This is a genomic window from Cupriavidus basilensis (assembly GCF_029335485.1).
Taxonomy (GTDB): Bacteria; Pseudomonadota; Gammaproteobacteria; order Burkholderiales; family Burkholderiaceae; genus Cupriavidus; species Cupriavidus basilensis_E.
The window spans coordinates 1-13,875 of sequence record NZ_JARJLM010000482.1; the positions used below are offsets into that span (position 1 = coordinate 1).

At 66.8% G+C, this 13,875-nt stretch carries 13 protein-coding genes; 9 read left to right on the forward strand and 4 right to left on the reverse strand.

Annotation, left to right across the window (positions count from 1 at the left end; all coding sequences use genetic code 11):
- The first annotated feature begins 30 nt into the window (after window positions 1-30).
- The 8 genes from P3W85_RS29465 (at window position 31) to P3W85_RS29500 (ending at window position 7,445) form a co-directional block, all read left to right on the forward strand.
- The gene (locus P3W85_RS29465; protein WP_276267358.1) at window positions 31-876 is read left to right on the forward strand and encodes a 3',5'-nucleoside bisphosphate phosphatase; all 846 of its coding nucleotides are present in this window, start codon (window positions 31-33) and stop codon (window positions 874-876) included.
- A gap of 141 nt (window positions 877-1,017) precedes the next feature.
- A complete protein-coding gene (locus P3W85_RS29470; protein ID WP_017231135.1) occupies window positions 1,018-1,641 on the forward strand; it encodes an L-threonylcarbamoyladenylate synthase in 624 nt (207 codons plus the stop codon).
- Window positions 1,642-1,717: 76 nt separating this feature from the next.
- Window positions 1,718-2,383 (forward strand): site-2 protease family protein, encoded by a 666-nt coding sequence (locus P3W85_RS29475; protein ID WP_017231136.1) that lies wholly within the window; start codon window positions 1,718-1,720, stop codon window positions 2,381-2,383.
- Window positions 2,384-2,482: 99 nt separating this feature from the next.
- The gene (locus tag P3W85_RS29480) at window positions 2,483-3,685 is read left to right on the forward strand and encodes a tryptophan--tRNA ligase (protein WP_017231137.1); all 1,203 of its coding nucleotides are present in this window, start codon (window positions 2,483-2,485) and stop codon (window positions 3,683-3,685) included.
- On the forward strand, window positions 3,682-4,281 hold the full coding sequence (locus tag P3W85_RS29485; protein WP_276267359.1) for a class I SAM-dependent methyltransferase: 600 nt from the start codon (window positions 3,682-3,684) through the stop codon (window positions 4,279-4,281). Before P3W85_RS29480 ends, P3W85_RS29485 begins: the two co-directional genes overlap by 4 nt.
- A gap of 150 nt (window positions 4,282-4,431) precedes the next feature.
- Window positions 4,432-5,316: a 4-hydroxy-tetrahydrodipicolinate synthase gene (dapA, locus tag P3W85_RS29490; RefSeq protein ID WP_017225376.1), complete on the forward strand. Its 885-nt coding sequence runs from the start codon at window positions 4,432-4,434 to the stop codon at window positions 5,314-5,316.
- Window positions 5,317-5,362: 46 nt separating this feature from the next.
- Window positions 5,363-6,577 (forward strand): outer membrane protein assembly factor BamC, encoded by a 1,215-nt coding sequence (gene bamC, locus P3W85_RS29495; RefSeq protein WP_035808148.1) that lies wholly within the window; start codon window positions 5,363-5,365, stop codon window positions 6,575-6,577.
- A gap of 79 nt (window positions 6,578-6,656) precedes the next feature.
- The gene (locus tag P3W85_RS29500) at window positions 6,657-7,445 is read left to right on the forward strand and encodes an MBL fold metallo-hydrolase (RefSeq protein WP_017225374.1); all 789 of its coding nucleotides are present in this window, start codon (window positions 6,657-6,659) and stop codon (window positions 7,443-7,445) included.
- Window positions 7,446-7,594: 149 nt separating this feature from the next.
- Here the strand turns inward: P3W85_RS29500 and P3W85_RS45630 are convergent, their stop codons facing one another.
- Both P3W85_RS45630 and P3W85_RS29510 read right to left on the reverse strand, forming a co-directional pair.
- Entirely contained in the window at window positions 7,595-7,831 is a 237-nt protein-coding gene (locus tag P3W85_RS45630) for a hypothetical protein (RefSeq protein ID WP_035808146.1), read from the reverse strand.
- A gap of 198 nt (window positions 7,832-8,029) precedes the next feature.
- Window positions 8,030-9,238, reverse strand: a complete 1,209-nt coding sequence (locus P3W85_RS29510; RefSeq protein WP_276267360.1) for a cupin domain-containing protein — start codon at window positions 9,236-9,238, stop codon at window positions 8,030-8,032.
- Window positions 9,239-9,249: 11 nt separating this feature from the next.
- Here P3W85_RS29510 and P3W85_RS29515 point away from each other — a divergent pair, with 11 nt between their 5' ends.
- Window positions 9,250-9,783: an FKBP-type peptidyl-prolyl cis-trans isomerase gene (locus P3W85_RS29515; protein ID WP_017225371.1), complete on the forward strand. Its 534-nt coding sequence runs from the start codon at window positions 9,250-9,252 to the stop codon at window positions 9,781-9,783.
- Between the two features lie 112 nt (window positions 9,784-9,895).
- On the opposite strand, the gene P3W85_RS29520 is transcribed toward P3W85_RS29515, so the two are convergent.
- Window positions 9,896-10,960, reverse strand: coding sequence for a hypothetical protein (locus tag P3W85_RS29520; RefSeq protein WP_276267361.1), 1,065 nt, complete (start codon window positions 10,958-10,960; stop codon window positions 9,896-9,898).
- 35 nt (window positions 10,961-10,995) lie between these two features.
- Complete coding sequence (gene mutS, locus P3W85_RS29525; RefSeq protein ID WP_430869644.1) at window positions 10,996-13,683, reverse strand: DNA mismatch repair protein MutS; 2,688 nt, start codon at window positions 13,681-13,683, stop codon at window positions 10,996-10,998.
- Window positions 13,684-13,875: the final 192 nt, after the last annotated feature.

The following is a 13,875-nucleotide window of genomic DNA, read 5'->3' on the forward strand; positions in this document are numbered from 1 at the left end:
GCGGAAGTGGCGCGAGAGTAGAATAGCCGCATGCAAAACCCACACGCAATCAACGCAGATCTGCATTGTCACTCCACGGTATCCGATGGCATGTTGCCGCCGCGCGACGTGGCGGCGCGCGCGCATGCCGGCGGCGTGGCTTTCTGGGCGCTGACCGACCACGACGAGGTCGGCGGCCAGGCAGAGGCATGCGCCGCCGCCGAGGCGCTCGGCATGCGCTATGTGCCCGGGGTGGAAATATCCGTGACGTGGGCAGGCCAGACCGTGCACATCGTCGGCCTGCAGATCGATCCCGCCTGTCCGGCCCTGGTCCAGGGGCTGGCGGCCACGCGTTCCGGCCGCGCCGCGCGGGCGCAGGATATCGGCGAAGCGCTGGCGGCGGTCGGTATCGAGGGCGCCTATGAGGGCGCGCTGCGCTATGTCGGCAATCCCGACCTGATCTCCCGTACCCATTTCGCGCGCTGGCTGGTGGATCAGGGGCGCTGCAAGACCATCGGCGACGTGTTCGGCGAGTATCTCGGCGAGGGCCGTCCGGGCTACGTCGGTCACCGCTGGGCCAGGCTGTCCGACGCCATAGGCTGGATCCGCGCCGCCGGCGGGATTCCGGTGATGGCCCACCCGGGGCGCTACAACTACACCCAGGTCCAGCACGATGCGCTATTCGACGAGTTCAAGCAGCTCGGCGGGGCCGCGGTCGAGGTGGTGACCGGCAGCCACACGCCGGACCAGTACCGCCGCTACGTCGACGTCGCGCATCATTACGGCCTGCTGGGCTCGCGGGGGTCGGATTTCCACGGGCCGGGCGAGGGGCGCGTCGAGCTGGGCTCGCTGCCGCCGCTGCCGTCCTCCGTTACGCCGGTCTGGCATGACTGGTAAGCCGCGGCGGCCATCGGCCGCCTGGCGCCGCACCGGCCCGAACCCGCCATGCGCTCCCTTCGCATCTCTCCTTCGCAGAGCCAGCCCGGATTGCGCGCGGTGCTTGCGCCCGGGTTGCGCCCATTCGCCCCTAGACTGCCCATGTCCCAATATTTCGAAATCCATCCGCTCAACCCGCAAGCGCGCCTGACCAAGCAGGCCGCCCAGATCATCGGGCAGGGCGGATTGATTGCCCTGCCGACCGATTCCAGCTACGCGCTGGCCTGCCGGCTTGACGACAAGGCCGCGGTGGAGCGGCTGCGCCGGATGCGCGGCATCGACGACAAGCACCATCTGACGCTGATGTGCAGCGATCTGTCCGAGCTCGGCAACTTCGCACGGGTCGACAATCGCCAGTACCGCTGGCTCAAGGGCGCCACGCCAGGCCCCTACGTTTTCATTCTCGAAGCCACCAAGGAAGTGCCGCGCCGGCTCTCGCATCCCGCCCGCAAGACCATCGGGGTGCGCGTGCCCGACCATCCCATCCCGCTGGCGCTGCTGGCCGAGGTGGGCGAGCCGCTGATCTCGGCCACGCTGCAGCTGCCCGGCGACGAAGCCCCGCTCAACGAGCCGGAAGTGATTCGTGCCAGGCTTGAAAAGCTGCTGGATCTGGTCATCTGCGGTGGGCCCGCGCCGGCGCAGCCCACTACCGTGATCGACCTCACCAGCGGCGAGCCGGAACTGGTGCGGCAGGGGCGGGGCGACATCGAGCGCTTCGGCCTTTGATGCCCACCTGCCATCGCCCTGCCGCGCCGGCCCGACGGTATCCGCGGCGTTCCGCGTCCCCGGTACAATAGCGCCCATGGATTCCTCACTGATTCAGACCCTCGCGGTCTATGCCTTGCCGGTCCTGTTCGCCATTACGCTGCACGAGGCCGCGCACGGCTATGTGGCCAAGCTGTTCGGCGACAACACCGCCTATGCGATGGGCCGCGTCAGCCTCAACCCGGCGCGCCATATCGATCCCATTGGTACCATCGCGGTGCCGCTGCTGCTCTATTTCATGACCAGCGGCCAGTTCGTGTTCGGCTACGCCAAGCCGGTTCCGGTCGCCTTCGACCACCTGCGCAACCCGCGCTGGCATGGCATGTGGGTGGCGCTGGCGGGCCCGGGCAGCAATGTGCTGCAGGCCTTCCTGTGGGCCCTGATGGCGATCGGCCTGGTGCTGGCCCAGGTGCAGGAGCCGTTTTTCAGCCAGATGGCGCGCGCCGGCGTGCTGGTCAACCTGGTGATGGCCGCCTTCAACCTGTTCCCCGTGCCGCCGCTCGACGGCGGCCGCGTGCTGACCGCGCTGTTGCCGCGGCGGATCGCGTTTGCGGTCTCGCGTATCGAGCCCTATGGCATCTTCGTGGTGCTGGCGCTGGTAGCCGCCGGCGTGATCACCAAGGTGTGGATGCAGCCGGTGATGGCGGCATTGAGCAGCCTGCTGCAATTGATGCTGCAGCCCATCCTGCTGCTGGTGCGGTAAGCAGCATCCCCGGCCGCCGCGCCTGCAGCGATGCCGCAGACCGAACCACGAATACGAGTGCCAAGTACCACGTATCGCTTCCCATAAATACAGACAGACATGTTCCCCGACCGCGTTCTCTCCGGCATGCGTCCCACCGGCGCCTTGCACCTGGGTCACTATCACGGCGTACTGAAAAACTGGGTCCAGCTGCAAGCCGAGTATCCGTGCTTCTTCTTCGTGGCCGACTGGCATGCGCTGACCACGCACTACGAATCGCCGGAAGTGATCGGCGAGTCGGTGTGGGAGATGCTGATCGACTGGCTCGCCGCCGGCGTCGACCCCGAGCGTGCCACGCTGTTCATCCAGAGCCGCGTGCCTGAGCATGCGGAGCTGTTCCTGCTGCTGTCCATGGGCACGCCGCTGGGCTGGCTGGAGCGGGTCCCGACCTACAAGGACCAGATCGAGAAGCTCAAGGACAAGGATCTTTCCACCTACGGCTTCCTCGGCTATCCGCTGCTGCAGGCAGCCGACATCCTGATCTACCGCGCCGGCCGCGTGCCGGTGGGCGAAGACCAGGTGCCGCATGTGGAGATCACGCGCGAGATCGCGCGCCGCTTCAACTATCTCTACGGTCGCCAGCCGGGTTTCGAGGAACGGGCGCAGGAAGCCGCCAGAAGGCTGGGCGGCAAGCGCGGCAAGTCCTTCCTCGAGTTGCGCAAGGCATACCAGGAGCAGGGTACGGAAGCGGCGCTGGAGGAGGGCCGGGCCCTGGTTGCGCAGTCGCAGGGCCTGTCCGGCGACGATCGCGAGCTGCTGCTGGGCTATCTGGCCGGTTCGCGCAAGACCATCCTGGTGGAGCCGCAGGCGCTGCTGACCGCGGCCTCCCGGATGCCGGGGCTGGACGGCCAGAAGATGTCCAAGTCCTACGGCAATACCATCCGCATGCGCGAGGACAGGGCATCGGTAGAGAAGAAGGTGCGCACCATGCCGACCGACCCTGCCCGCGTGCGCCGCACCGACGCCGGCGAGCCGGCGCGTTGCCCGGTGTGGCAACTGCATCAGGTTTATTCGGACGCGCCCACGCGCGAGTGGGCCGAGAAGGGTTGCCGCAGCGCCGGCATCGGCTGCATCGAATGCAAGCAGCCGGTGATCGAGGGCATCCTGCGCGAGCAGCAGCCCATGCTCGAGCGGGCGCAGAAATACATGGATGATCCCGCGTTGCTGCGCGCCATCGTCGCGCACGGATGCGACAAGGCCGGCGCGGCGGCGCGCGAGACCATGCGCGAAGTGCGTGCCGTGATGGGCCTGGGATACCAATGAGCACGCCGGGCACGATGCGTGCGGCGCCCACGCACGCGCCCCTGGGCGCGCCGTCGCCGTGGGTGACTCGCTGGGCACATCTGGTGCGCCCGGGCGGCCGGGTGCTCGACCTGGCCTGCGGCAGTGGCCGCCATGCCGCCTGGTTCGCGGGCCGCGGCCATGCCGTGCTGGGCGTGGATCGCGATGGCGCGGCGCTGGCTACCTTGCCTGCCGGCGTTGCCACCCGCCTGGCCGACCTGGAGCAGGGCGCCTGGCCATTGGCGGGCGAGCCGCCCTTCGATGCCATCGTGGTGACCAATTATCTGCACCGGCCGCTATGGCCGTACCTGCTCGGCGCGCTGGCGCCGGGCGGCGTACTGCTCTATGAAACCTTCTCCGCCGGCAACGAGACCGTGGGCAAGCCTTCGAACCCGGATTTCCTGCTGCGGCCGGGAGAACTGCTGGAGGCGGTGCGCGGCAGCCTGCGCGTGGTAGCCTACGAAGATGGTGTGCTCGAAGTGCCTAAAGCTGCCTTTGTACAGCGGCTTTGCGCTGTGCGGGAGGCCGATGGAAAAACGGGTGGCCAAGCGCCGCCGCGTTATCCTTTGCCTGGCTGAAGTGCGGCGCGGGCGATTTGCCCGCCAGGTCGGCGGGACCTGGGCTTCACGCATTGAACTGCCTTGGGTTTTCCCCGGTCGAAGGTGCGGTCGGCAGGCCCGAGGTATCCGGTACAATCGCGGTATTCGTTTCTCGAATTCTCAAACGTTATGACACAGATTAACGGCAGCATCGTCGCTATCGTGACGCCGATGCAGGAAGATGGCAGCCTGGATTTCCCCGCGCTGCGCGCCCTGGTCGACTGGCACGTGGCCGAGGGCACCGATGGCATCGTGATCGTCGGCACCACCGGCGAATCGCCCACCGTGACGGTGGATGAGCATTGCGAACTGATCCGCGTCGCCGTGGAACAGGCCGACAAGCGCATTCCGATCATCGCCGGCACCGGTGGCAACTCGACCAAGGAAGCGATCGAGCTGACCGCGTTCGCCAGGCAGGTCGGCGCCGACGCATCGCTGCAGGTCGTGCCTTACTACAACAAGCCGACCCAGGAAGGCATGTACCGCCATTTCCGCACCATCGCGGAAGCCGTGGACCTGCCCGTGGTGCTGTACAACGTGCCCGGCCGTACCGTGGCCGATATGCAGCACGACACCATCCTGCGCCTGGCGCAGGTGCCTGGCATCGTTGGCGTCAAGGAAGCGACCGGCAATATCGACCGCGCCGCGCAGCTGATCAAGGATGCGCCGGAAGGCTTCGCCATCTACAGTGGTGACGATCCCACCGCGATTGCCCTGATGCTGCTGGGCGGTCACGGCAATATCTCGGTCACGGCCAACGTGGCGCCGCGCAAGATGCACGAACTGTGCGTGGCTGCCCTGAAGGGCGACGCTATCACCGCGCGTCGCATCCATATGGAACTGGTTGCGCTGAACAAGGCGATGTTCGTCGAGGCCAACCCGATTCCCGTCAAGTGGGCGCTCCAGCAAATGGGCAAGATGCAGGGCGGTATCCGCCTCCCGCTCACCCCGCTGTCAACGGAATACCACGAAGCGGTGCGCAAGGCGCTGTCGGCGGCCGGCCTGCTCGGCTGATCGTCCCGTGCTTTGCCGTCATCCCATCAACTAGGATTGCGTGTCAATGAAACTCAAGCTTAACCGCCGCGGCGTAACGCAAGTTAGCCGTGCCGCCCTGGTCTTGCCCGTGCTTGTGGCGAGCGCGATGTCCGGTTGCAGCAGCATCAACGACGCTATGGCACCCGACAAGATCGACTACAAGTCCGCTGCCAAGCGCACCTCCACGCTGGACGTGCCGCCGGACCTGACCAAGATCGAGGGCGACCGCCGTTACTCGGTGCCCGACCAGAACGGCACCTCGACGCTGTCGACCTATAACCAGTCGACCAAGACGGTGCAGCAGCAGGCCAATTCGGAGAACGTGCTGCCGGTTACGCAGGGCATCCGCATGGAGCGTGATGGCAATCAGCGCTGGCTGGTGATCAGCAATGGCACGTCGGCTGACAAGCTGTGGCAGTCGATGCGCGAATTCTGGCAGGAAAGCGGTTTCCTGCTGGTGCAGGACTCGCCCGAGACCGGCATCATGGAAACCGACTGGGCCGAGAACCGTGCGAAGATCCCGCAGGATTTCATCCGCAATACCATCGGCAAGGTGTTCGACGGCCTGTACTCGACCTCCGAGCGCGACAAGTTCCGCACGCGCCTGGAGCGTGCCCAGAACGGCAGCTTCGAGGTGTTCATCAGCCACCGCGGCGCGCAGGAGCAGCTGACCGGCGTCGACAAGTCGCAGACGGTCTGGACGCCGCGGCCTTCCGATCCCGAGCTGGAAGCGGAATTCCTCTCGCGCTTCGCGCAGCGCCTGGGCGTGCAGAAGGAGCAGGCCGACCGCATGGTCAAGAGCGGTGGCACCGGCGCCACCACGGCTGCCGCAGCACCGGCTGCCGCCGCCACCGCGGCAACGTCCGGCGGCAACACCACGCTGACCCAGGTCAACGGCACCCAGGCCCTGCAACTGTCGGAACCGTTCGACCGCGCCTGGCGTTCGGTCGGGCTGGCGCTGGATCGTGTCAACTTCACGGTGGAAGACCGCGACCGCGCCCAGGGGCTCTACTATGTGCGCTATGTCGACCCGCGCGACACGGTGGACAACCGCGGCTTCTTCTCCAAGCTGTTCACCAAGACCGGCACGGAAGACAGCAAGAAGGCGAAGAAATACCGCGTGGCGCTCAAGGGCGACGGCACCGGCACGACCGTGACGGTGCAGAACGACGCGGGCCAGCCGGAAGGCACGGATGTCGGCAAGCGCATCCTTTCCCTGCTCGACGAGCAACTGCGCTGACCGGAGTGCGGGCCACGCATGACGACCCGCGGCGCAAGGCCGCGGGGTGGCCTGCCGGGCTTCCGGGGGAGGGCGGCGCATGATGCGCTTCGCCTTCCTCGGCAGCGGCAGCGAGGGCAATTCCCTGTTGATCGAATCGCAGGAGGGCGCCACCACCACGCGGGTGCTGCTCGATTGCGGCTTCGGTATTCGCGAAACCGCACGGCGGCTGGAGCGGCTCGGCATCACGCCGGACCAGCTCGACGGCGTGCTGGTCACCCACGAGCATGGCGATCACGTCGGCTCCGCCTATTCCTTTGCGTCCCGGCACGACCTGCCGGTGCATACCAGCCACGGTACCTGGCTCGCGACTTCGCATTTGCGCGGCGCGGACAGCGCCGATGTGCGCGTATGCTGCTCCGACCATCCCTTTGCGATCGGCAGCCTGCAAATCCTGCCGTACACGGTGCCGCACGATGCGCGCGAGCCGCTGCAGTTCGTGGTGAGCGACGGCGATGCCAGGCTGGGCGTGCTGACCGACGCCGGTATGGAGACGCCCTATGTCACTGCCCGGCTGGCCGGCGTGCATGCGCTGGTGCTGGAGTGCAACCACGATCGCGAAATGCTGCGCAACTCCGCCTATCCGCCTTCGCTCAAGCGGCGTATCGGTGGCGATTTCGGCCACCTGGCCAATGAAGTCGCGGCCGGGATCCTGGCGCGTGTGATGCATGAGGGGCTGCAGCGCGTAGTGGCTGCGCACTTGAGCAAGCAGAACAACACGCGGGAACTGGCCACCGGGGCGCTGGCGACGGTGCTCGGCGTGTCGGCCTGCGATATTCTGGTGGCGGACCAGCAGGAAGGGCTGGGCTGGCAGCCGGTCAGGGCCTGAAGCCACCCGGGTCTGCTCCGGGTGGCGGGGTCTTGCCTGGTGCGGGTGCAAGGCTTGGGGCAATGCCTCGGATCGTATGGATCGTCCGGGCCATACAGACGAAAAAAAGCCGACCCGAAGGTCGGCTTTTTTTCATCGGTCGAGACCGATTACTGCTTAGCAGCCGGAGCCGATGCGTCAGCAGCAGCAACCGGAGCCGAAGCGTCAGCAGCCGGAGCCGAAGCCTCAGCAGCGGGAGCAGCAGCAGCCGGAGCCGATGCTTCTGCCGGAGCAGCAGCAGCCGGAGCCGAAGCTTCCGGTGCCGGAGCAGCGGCTTCTTCCTTCTTGCCGCAAGCGGCGAGAGCAACGGCGGCGAGCAGCGATGCGATCAGGAGAGACTTCTTCATTGTTCGTCCTTTAACTTTAATAACAGAAAACAGGCGATGAATAATTACCGGTAATTATCGCTCTTGAACTGCAAAATAGAGGCTCTCCCGGGTGCCGACAAATGCAGTGGTACACAGTACTAGCCAGCCGACGATTATATCCGCGTTTCCCCGCCTTGTGTAGCGCTGTCTTTTACTGTTTTTGCTTGTTACGGATTATTACAGGGAGGATGGCGCAAATTGCAGCCATCCTTCGAGTGCCCAGTGATGAAAAGTTTCCATCAGATCCGGCAAATCCGCGCAGGCAGCCACCTCCTGGGCGCCCAGGCAGCGTTGATCGGCAAGCCGCCGCAACCAGCGGGCCAGGGCGGCTGGCGGCTCGTAGGCTTCCCCATTGATAAAGAAATGTGTGCGGTCATACAACGCTATCGAGCCCGGCGCCAGCACAATGCCTTGAGAAAGTGCGAGTTTTGTGTATGCCTTCAGCGGAATTTCGGATATTTCTGCAAACTCGACACTCGGCTTCGGCTCGGAAAGATGGGCGCCCAGAAATTCCGAGATCATGCTACCCGACCAACGCAGGGCACTCAGTCGCTCACCCACGGCCTTGACCATCCTGGCTGGCAATTGCGCCGGATGTGCGGTAGCCGCCTCTCCCTGGTCGGCGTAACGGCCGCCCAGATCCTCATTGTCTTCCACCGTTTCCGACAGCCAGGCGAGGAAATGGCCGGCCAGTTCACGATAGGCGGGCGCGCGGAAGCCGATCGAGTACGTCATGCATTCGCCTTCGGCGACGCCGTCGTGGGCGTACTGGGGTGGCAGGTAAAGCATATCGCCGGGCTCCAGCACCCATTCCTCTTCCGCCGTGAAGTCGGCCAGGATCTTCAGCGGCAGGTCCGGGATCAGGTCGAGCTTGGCCTGGGACGAGATGCGCCAGCGGCGCCGGCCCGATACTTGCAGGAGGAATACGTCGTAGGAATCGAAGTGCGGGCCCACGCCGCCCCCATCGGTGGCGTAGCTGACCATCAGGTCGTCGAGACGGGCGTCCGGAACGAAACGGAATTGCCCCATCAAGGCCGCGGCTGCACTATCGTGGAGATTGACGCCCTGTACCAGCAAGGTCCATTGGCGGGCTTTGCGCGAGGGCAGGTTGTCGGCGGCGAAAGGGCCTTGCTCGAGCTTCCAGCGGTTGCGAAAGTGAGACACCAGGCGCGACTCGACGTCATCGCGATCGGCCAGCTCGAAAAGCGACTCGCGCGATACCGGCGGCACGATACCCGGTACAGCTTGTCGAATCAGCAGGGGCTTGCGGTGCCAGATATCGCGCATGAAAGCGGCCGGCGTCATGCCACCCAGGAGGGTGAGCGGCACGTCAGGATCGACGGGGCCGGGGGGCAAGGCCTGCGCGTATAATGCGGAATCGTTCATGGAGTCAAGAATTGAAAATCGCTAAGAACACGGTGGTATCCGTGGTGTACAAGCTGTCGGATGCGCAAGGCAATCTGATCGAGGAGTCGGATGAGCCGATGGTCTACTTGCACGGCGGGTATGATGGCACGTTCCCCAAGATCGAGGAAGCACTGGAAGGCCACGAAGCCGGCTTCGAGACCCAGTTGCAGCTCGAACCCGAGGAAGCCTTCGGCGATTACGACGCCGACATGGTCAAGGTCGAGCCGCGCAACCGTTTCCCCGAGCCGCTGGAAATCGGCATGCAGTTCGAGGGCGTGCCCGAAGACGGCGACGACGAGGATTCGATCATCTACACCGTGACCGACGTGGCCGAAGACAAGGTCGTGCTGGACGGCAACCATCCCCTGGCCGGCATGGCGCTGCGTTTCTGGCTGCAGGTTGCCGAGGTGCGCGAAGCCACGGCCGACGAAGTACAGCACGGCCACGCGCACGGCGCCTCGGGCATCGAAGTGGTCGACGAGGACGAGGACGACGAAGGCGACAGCAGCCGCACGTTGCACTGAGTGCGCGACGCGCGTCAGCCCTCGCGGCCCTTCGCGGCAATCGTTACGCACAAGCCGGCATTGCCGGCTTTTTTATTGGGCGTGCACTACCGGAGCGGGAGTCGCTGGCACGTCATTCCGCCTCTGGGCCGTCCTTCAGCGTCACTTCGAACAGCGAGGGCGATCCCGGGGTGATCGCCAGCTCGGTGTACTGGCCCGGCGCGCCGCCCGGCAGGACGACGCGGGTGAAATTGCGCAGCGTCTTGCCGCTGGCATCCTTGAGCGGCGTGTCGATGCCGAAGCCGCCCGCGCCCGTATGGACCAGCAATACCTGCCCGCGGAAGCGCCCGGCCAGGTCGCGCAACTGCCGCTTGAATTCCAGGTAACCGTCGCGCGGCCGGCGGCGCAGGAAGCCGTCCAGCAGGGAAGGCTTGCCGCGCTGTTCCCAGCCGTTGCCGAACTGCGGATCGGCATGCTCCAGCACCACGATACCCGGCAGGTTTTGCTGCTGCGCCAGCGAGAAGGCGCGTGTCAGCCACTGGCGGTTGGCTTCGCGGCGATCCTCGAACTCGCCATTCCGGCCGCCTTCGGAGCGATAGTGATTGTTGTCGCCCGGCAGGTTCAATCCCACCATCATCACATTGCCCGCGGTCCAGCGTATGTTTTCGCGGAAGCTGCGGAAGGTGGCCTGGTCGGACTGGCGCATCAGCGGCAGCACCCGCTGGCCGAGCGTGGTGTCGGCCGGGAAGAACAGCTCGCGCAGGCGGTTCAGCCGTTCCATCGCGTCGAAGTGGCCGTTGACCGGCCGGTGGCATTCCGCCCAGTCGGTTTCGCCGGGCAGGTAGAACAGCGGCAGCGGCGACTGGTCGAGCAGGCGCTGGCGCGCGGTAAGCAGGGTGTCGCCGCAAGACTCGGTATCGCCCTTGATGCCGCCGAGGTGGACCGCGAAATCGAGCCGGCGCGCCGCCAGGTAGTCCAGCAGGCGGGTGGTGCCGGCTTCGGCGGCCGGCCACTGGGGCTGGTCGGCGAGCAGCGCCACCCGGACGGTCTCGGCAGCCGGCGCACGGACGCGCGCTGCCAGCGCCGTGCCCGACCATGCCGGCAATGCCAGCAGGATGGCCAGCACGGCGGAGCAGGCGAATCCCTTCAACCTGCACACGGACGCGCGCGAGCGAGCGCTGGCGCTTCGTCCGCCCATGCAGCGGTTTCCCTGGCGCATCGGCCCGATCGGCCTCATGCGGTGGTTACGGCATTCCTGGCGAGCGCGTGCAGCCGGTAGAGCGCGTCGAGCGCGTCGCGCGGCGTCAGGCTGTCCGGGTCCAGTTCGGCGACGGCGTCGAGCAGCGCGGCCTGTTGCGGCGAGATGGCGCCGGCGCAATGGCTGGTGGCCGGCTCCGCGTAGTCGTCCTCGTCCAGGGGCGGGGGCGGCGCTGCGAACAGGTCGAGCTGGGGCGTGGGCGTGGCGTCCGCCGACTGCTGCTCCAGCCAGGCCAGGTGCTTGCGCGCCGCGCGGATCACAGGCTGCGGCACGCCGGCCAGTTGCGCCACCTGCAGGCCGTAGCTCTGGCTGGCGGGGCCATCCTGGACCGCGTGCAGGAACACGATGCCATCGCCATGCTCGACCGCCGACAGGTGGACGTTGGCTGCCTGCGTGAATTCCTGCGGCAGTTGCGTCAGCTCGAAGTAGTGGGTGGCGAACAGCGTATGGCTGCGGTTGTGCGCCAGCAGATGGCGGGCGATCGCCCATGCCAGCGCGAGGCCGTCGAAGGTCGAGGTGCCGCGCCCGATCTCGTCCATCAGCACCAGGCTGGCCGGGGTGGCGTTATGCAGGATGGCGGCGGCTTCGGTCATCTCCACCATGAAAGTGGAGCGCCCGCCCGCCAGGTCGTCGGCGGCGCCGATACGGGTGAAGATGCGGTCGATCGGGCCGATCACCGCGCGGCGCGCCGGCACGTAGGCGCCCACGCAGGCCAGCAGCACGATCAGCGCGGTCTGGCGCATGAAAGTCGACTTGCCGCCCATGTTCGGACCGGTGATCAGCAGCAGCTTGCGCGCCTCCGTCAGCTGGCATTCGTTGGCGATGAACGGCACGGATTCCGCGGCGAGCTGGCCTTCCACCACCGGATGGCGCCCCTGCACGATGTCGATCACGTTCTCGTCGACGCGCTCGGGCTGGGTCCAGTCCAGGGTCTGCGCGCGCTCGGCCAGCGCCGCCAGCACGTCGAGCCGGGCCAGCGCGCCCGCCACGCGCTGCAACTCGCCGATATGGGGCAGCAACTGCTGCAGCAGGCCATCGTAGAGCAGCTTCTCGCGCGCCAGCGCGCGGTCCTGCGCGGACAGCGCCTTGTCTTCGAAGGCCTTGAGCTCGGGCGTGATGTAGCGCTCGGCGTTCTTCAGCGTCTGGCGGCGGCGATAGTCGTCGGGTACCTTGTCGGCCTGGCCGTTGGTGACTTCGATATAGAAGCCGTGCACCCGGTTGTATTCCACGCGCAGGTTGGCGATGCCGGTGCGGGTGCGTTCGCGGGCTTCCAGCTCCACCAGGAACTGGCCGCAGTTCTCGGAGATATCACGCAGCTCGTCGAGCGTGGCGTCATAGCCGCGGGCGATCACGCCGCCGTCGCGGATCACGCTGGCCGGCTCCGGCGCCACCGCGCTGACCAGCAGCGCATGGCACTCCCAGGGCACGGCCAGTTCCGTCACGGTCTGGTTCAGCAACGGCGCGGCATCGTCCGGGCGCAGGCAGGCCTGCACGTCGGGCAGGGCGGTCAGCGTATCGCGCAGCGAGGAGAGATCGCGCGGGCGCGCATTCATCAGGGCCAGGCGGGCGGTGATGCGTTCCACGTCGGCCAGGCGGCGCAGCGCCGCGCGCAGGCCATCGGTGCCCTGGCCGAGCAGGGCGCCGATGGCCTGCTGGCGCGCCTGCGGCATGGCGCGGTCGCGCAGCGGATGGTGCAGCCAGTGGCGCAGCAGGCGGCTGCCCATGGTGGTGGCACAGGTATCCAGCAGCGAGAACAGCGTCGGCGACTCGCCGCCGCGCAGGGTCTCGGTCAGTTCCAGGTTGCGCCGGGTGGCGGTGTCCAGTCCGACGAATTCCGATTCACGCTCGACCGTCACGCCCTGCACATGGCGCAGCGACTGTCCCTGGGTGGAGGCGGCGTAGTTGAGCAGCGCGCCGGCGGCGCCCAGCGCCGCGCCCAGTCCGGCGCAGCCGAACGGGTCGAGGCTGGCCACGCCGAGCTGCTCGCGCAGGCGGCGCGTGCCGGCGTCCTGGTCGAAATGCCATTCGGGCAGGCGGGTACGCGCGCAGGCCAGGGCCGGCAGTTCGATGCCGTCGGCGAACAGCAGCTCCGCCGGGCGGATCCGCTCCAGCTCGCGGCCAAGCTGCGCCACCTCGCATTCCATCAGGCGCAGCTCGCCGCTGGCCAGGTTGAGCCAGGCCAGGCCCATCTTGCTGACGCCGCGGCGCGTGGTGTGCTGGTGCACGGCCATCAGGTAGGTATCGGCCTTGTCCGGCAGCAGCGCCGCGTCGGTCAGCGTGCCTGGCGTGACGATGCGCACCACCTTGCGTTCCACCGGCCCCTTGCTGGTGGCCGGGTCGCCGATCTGCTCGCAGATCGCCACCGATTCGCCCAGCTTGACCAGCCGCGCGAGGTATTGGTCCACCGAATGGAAGGGGATGCCGGCCATGCGGATCGGCACGCCGTTGGACGAGCCGCGCGAGGTCAGCGTGATGTCGAGCAGGCGCGAGGCCTTTTCGGCATCGTCGTGGAAAAGCTCGTAGAAATCGCCCATCCGGTAGAACAGCAAGGTGTCCGGATGGTCGGCCTTCAGGCCAAGGTACTGCGCCATCATGGGCGTGTGCTTTTCCGCGTTACCGGCCTTCGGCTCGGTCTTGGCGGACTGTCGGGGTTCTACGGACATGCAATCCTCTCGGGCGGCTCCTGGCGAAACCGCCTGTTTTCGGGTACTCCGGCGTCCTGCGGGGCCTGGCGCGGCAGGCGCCATGGATGTGGCGGGCGCGGATCAAACCGGCATTTTACTGCGAGCTTGGCGCCGGAGGGACGGAAAGGGCTTGCGGGACCGTGGACTGTGCGCTACGGCCGTGCCGGACAC

Excerpts from the sequence above, each read along its gene's own strand:
- mutS (WP_430869644.1), bottom strand. The coding sequence starts at position 13,683 with ATGTCCGTAGAACCCCGACAGTCCGCCAAGACCGAGCCGAAGGCCGGT.
- P3W85_RS29470 (WP_017231135.1), top strand. The coding sequence starts at position 1,018 with ATGTCCCAATATTTCGAAATCCATCCGCTCAACCCGCAAGCGCGCCTG.
- P3W85_RS29500 (WP_017225374.1), top strand. The coding sequence starts at position 6,657 with ATGATGCGCTTCGCCTTCCTCGGCAGCGGCAGCGAGGGCAATTCCCTG.
- P3W85_RS29520 (WP_276267361.1), bottom strand. The coding sequence starts at position 10,960 with ATGGGCGGACGAAGCGCCAGCGCTCGCTCGCGCGCGTCCGTGTGCAGG.
- dapA (WP_017225376.1), top strand. The coding sequence starts at position 4,432 with ATGACACAGATTAACGGCAGCATCGTCGCTATCGTGACGCCGATGCAG.
- bamC (WP_035808148.1), top strand. The coding sequence starts at position 5,363 with ATGAAACTCAAGCTTAACCGCCGCGGCGTAACGCAAGTTAGCCGTGCC.
- P3W85_RS29510 (WP_276267360.1), bottom strand. The coding sequence starts at position 9,238 with ATGAACGATTCCGCATTATACGCGCAGGCCTTGCCCCCCGGCCCCGTC.
- P3W85_RS45630 (WP_035808146.1), bottom strand. The coding sequence starts at position 7,831 with ATGAAGAAGTCTCTCCTGATCGCATCGCTGCTCGCCGCCGTTGCTCTC.
- P3W85_RS29465 (WP_276267358.1), top strand. The coding sequence starts at position 31 with ATGCAAAACCCACACGCAATCAACGCAGATCTGCATTGTCACTCCACG.
- P3W85_RS29485 (WP_276267359.1), top strand. The coding sequence starts at position 3,682 with ATGAGCACGCCGGGCACGATGCGTGCGGCGCCCACGCACGCGCCCCTG.
- P3W85_RS29480 (WP_017231137.1), top strand. The coding sequence starts at position 2,483 with ATGTTCCCCGACCGCGTTCTCTCCGGCATGCGTCCCACCGGCGCCTTG.
- P3W85_RS29475 (WP_017231136.1), top strand. The coding sequence starts at position 1,718 with ATGGATTCCTCACTGATTCAGACCCTCGCGGTCTATGCCTTGCCGGTC.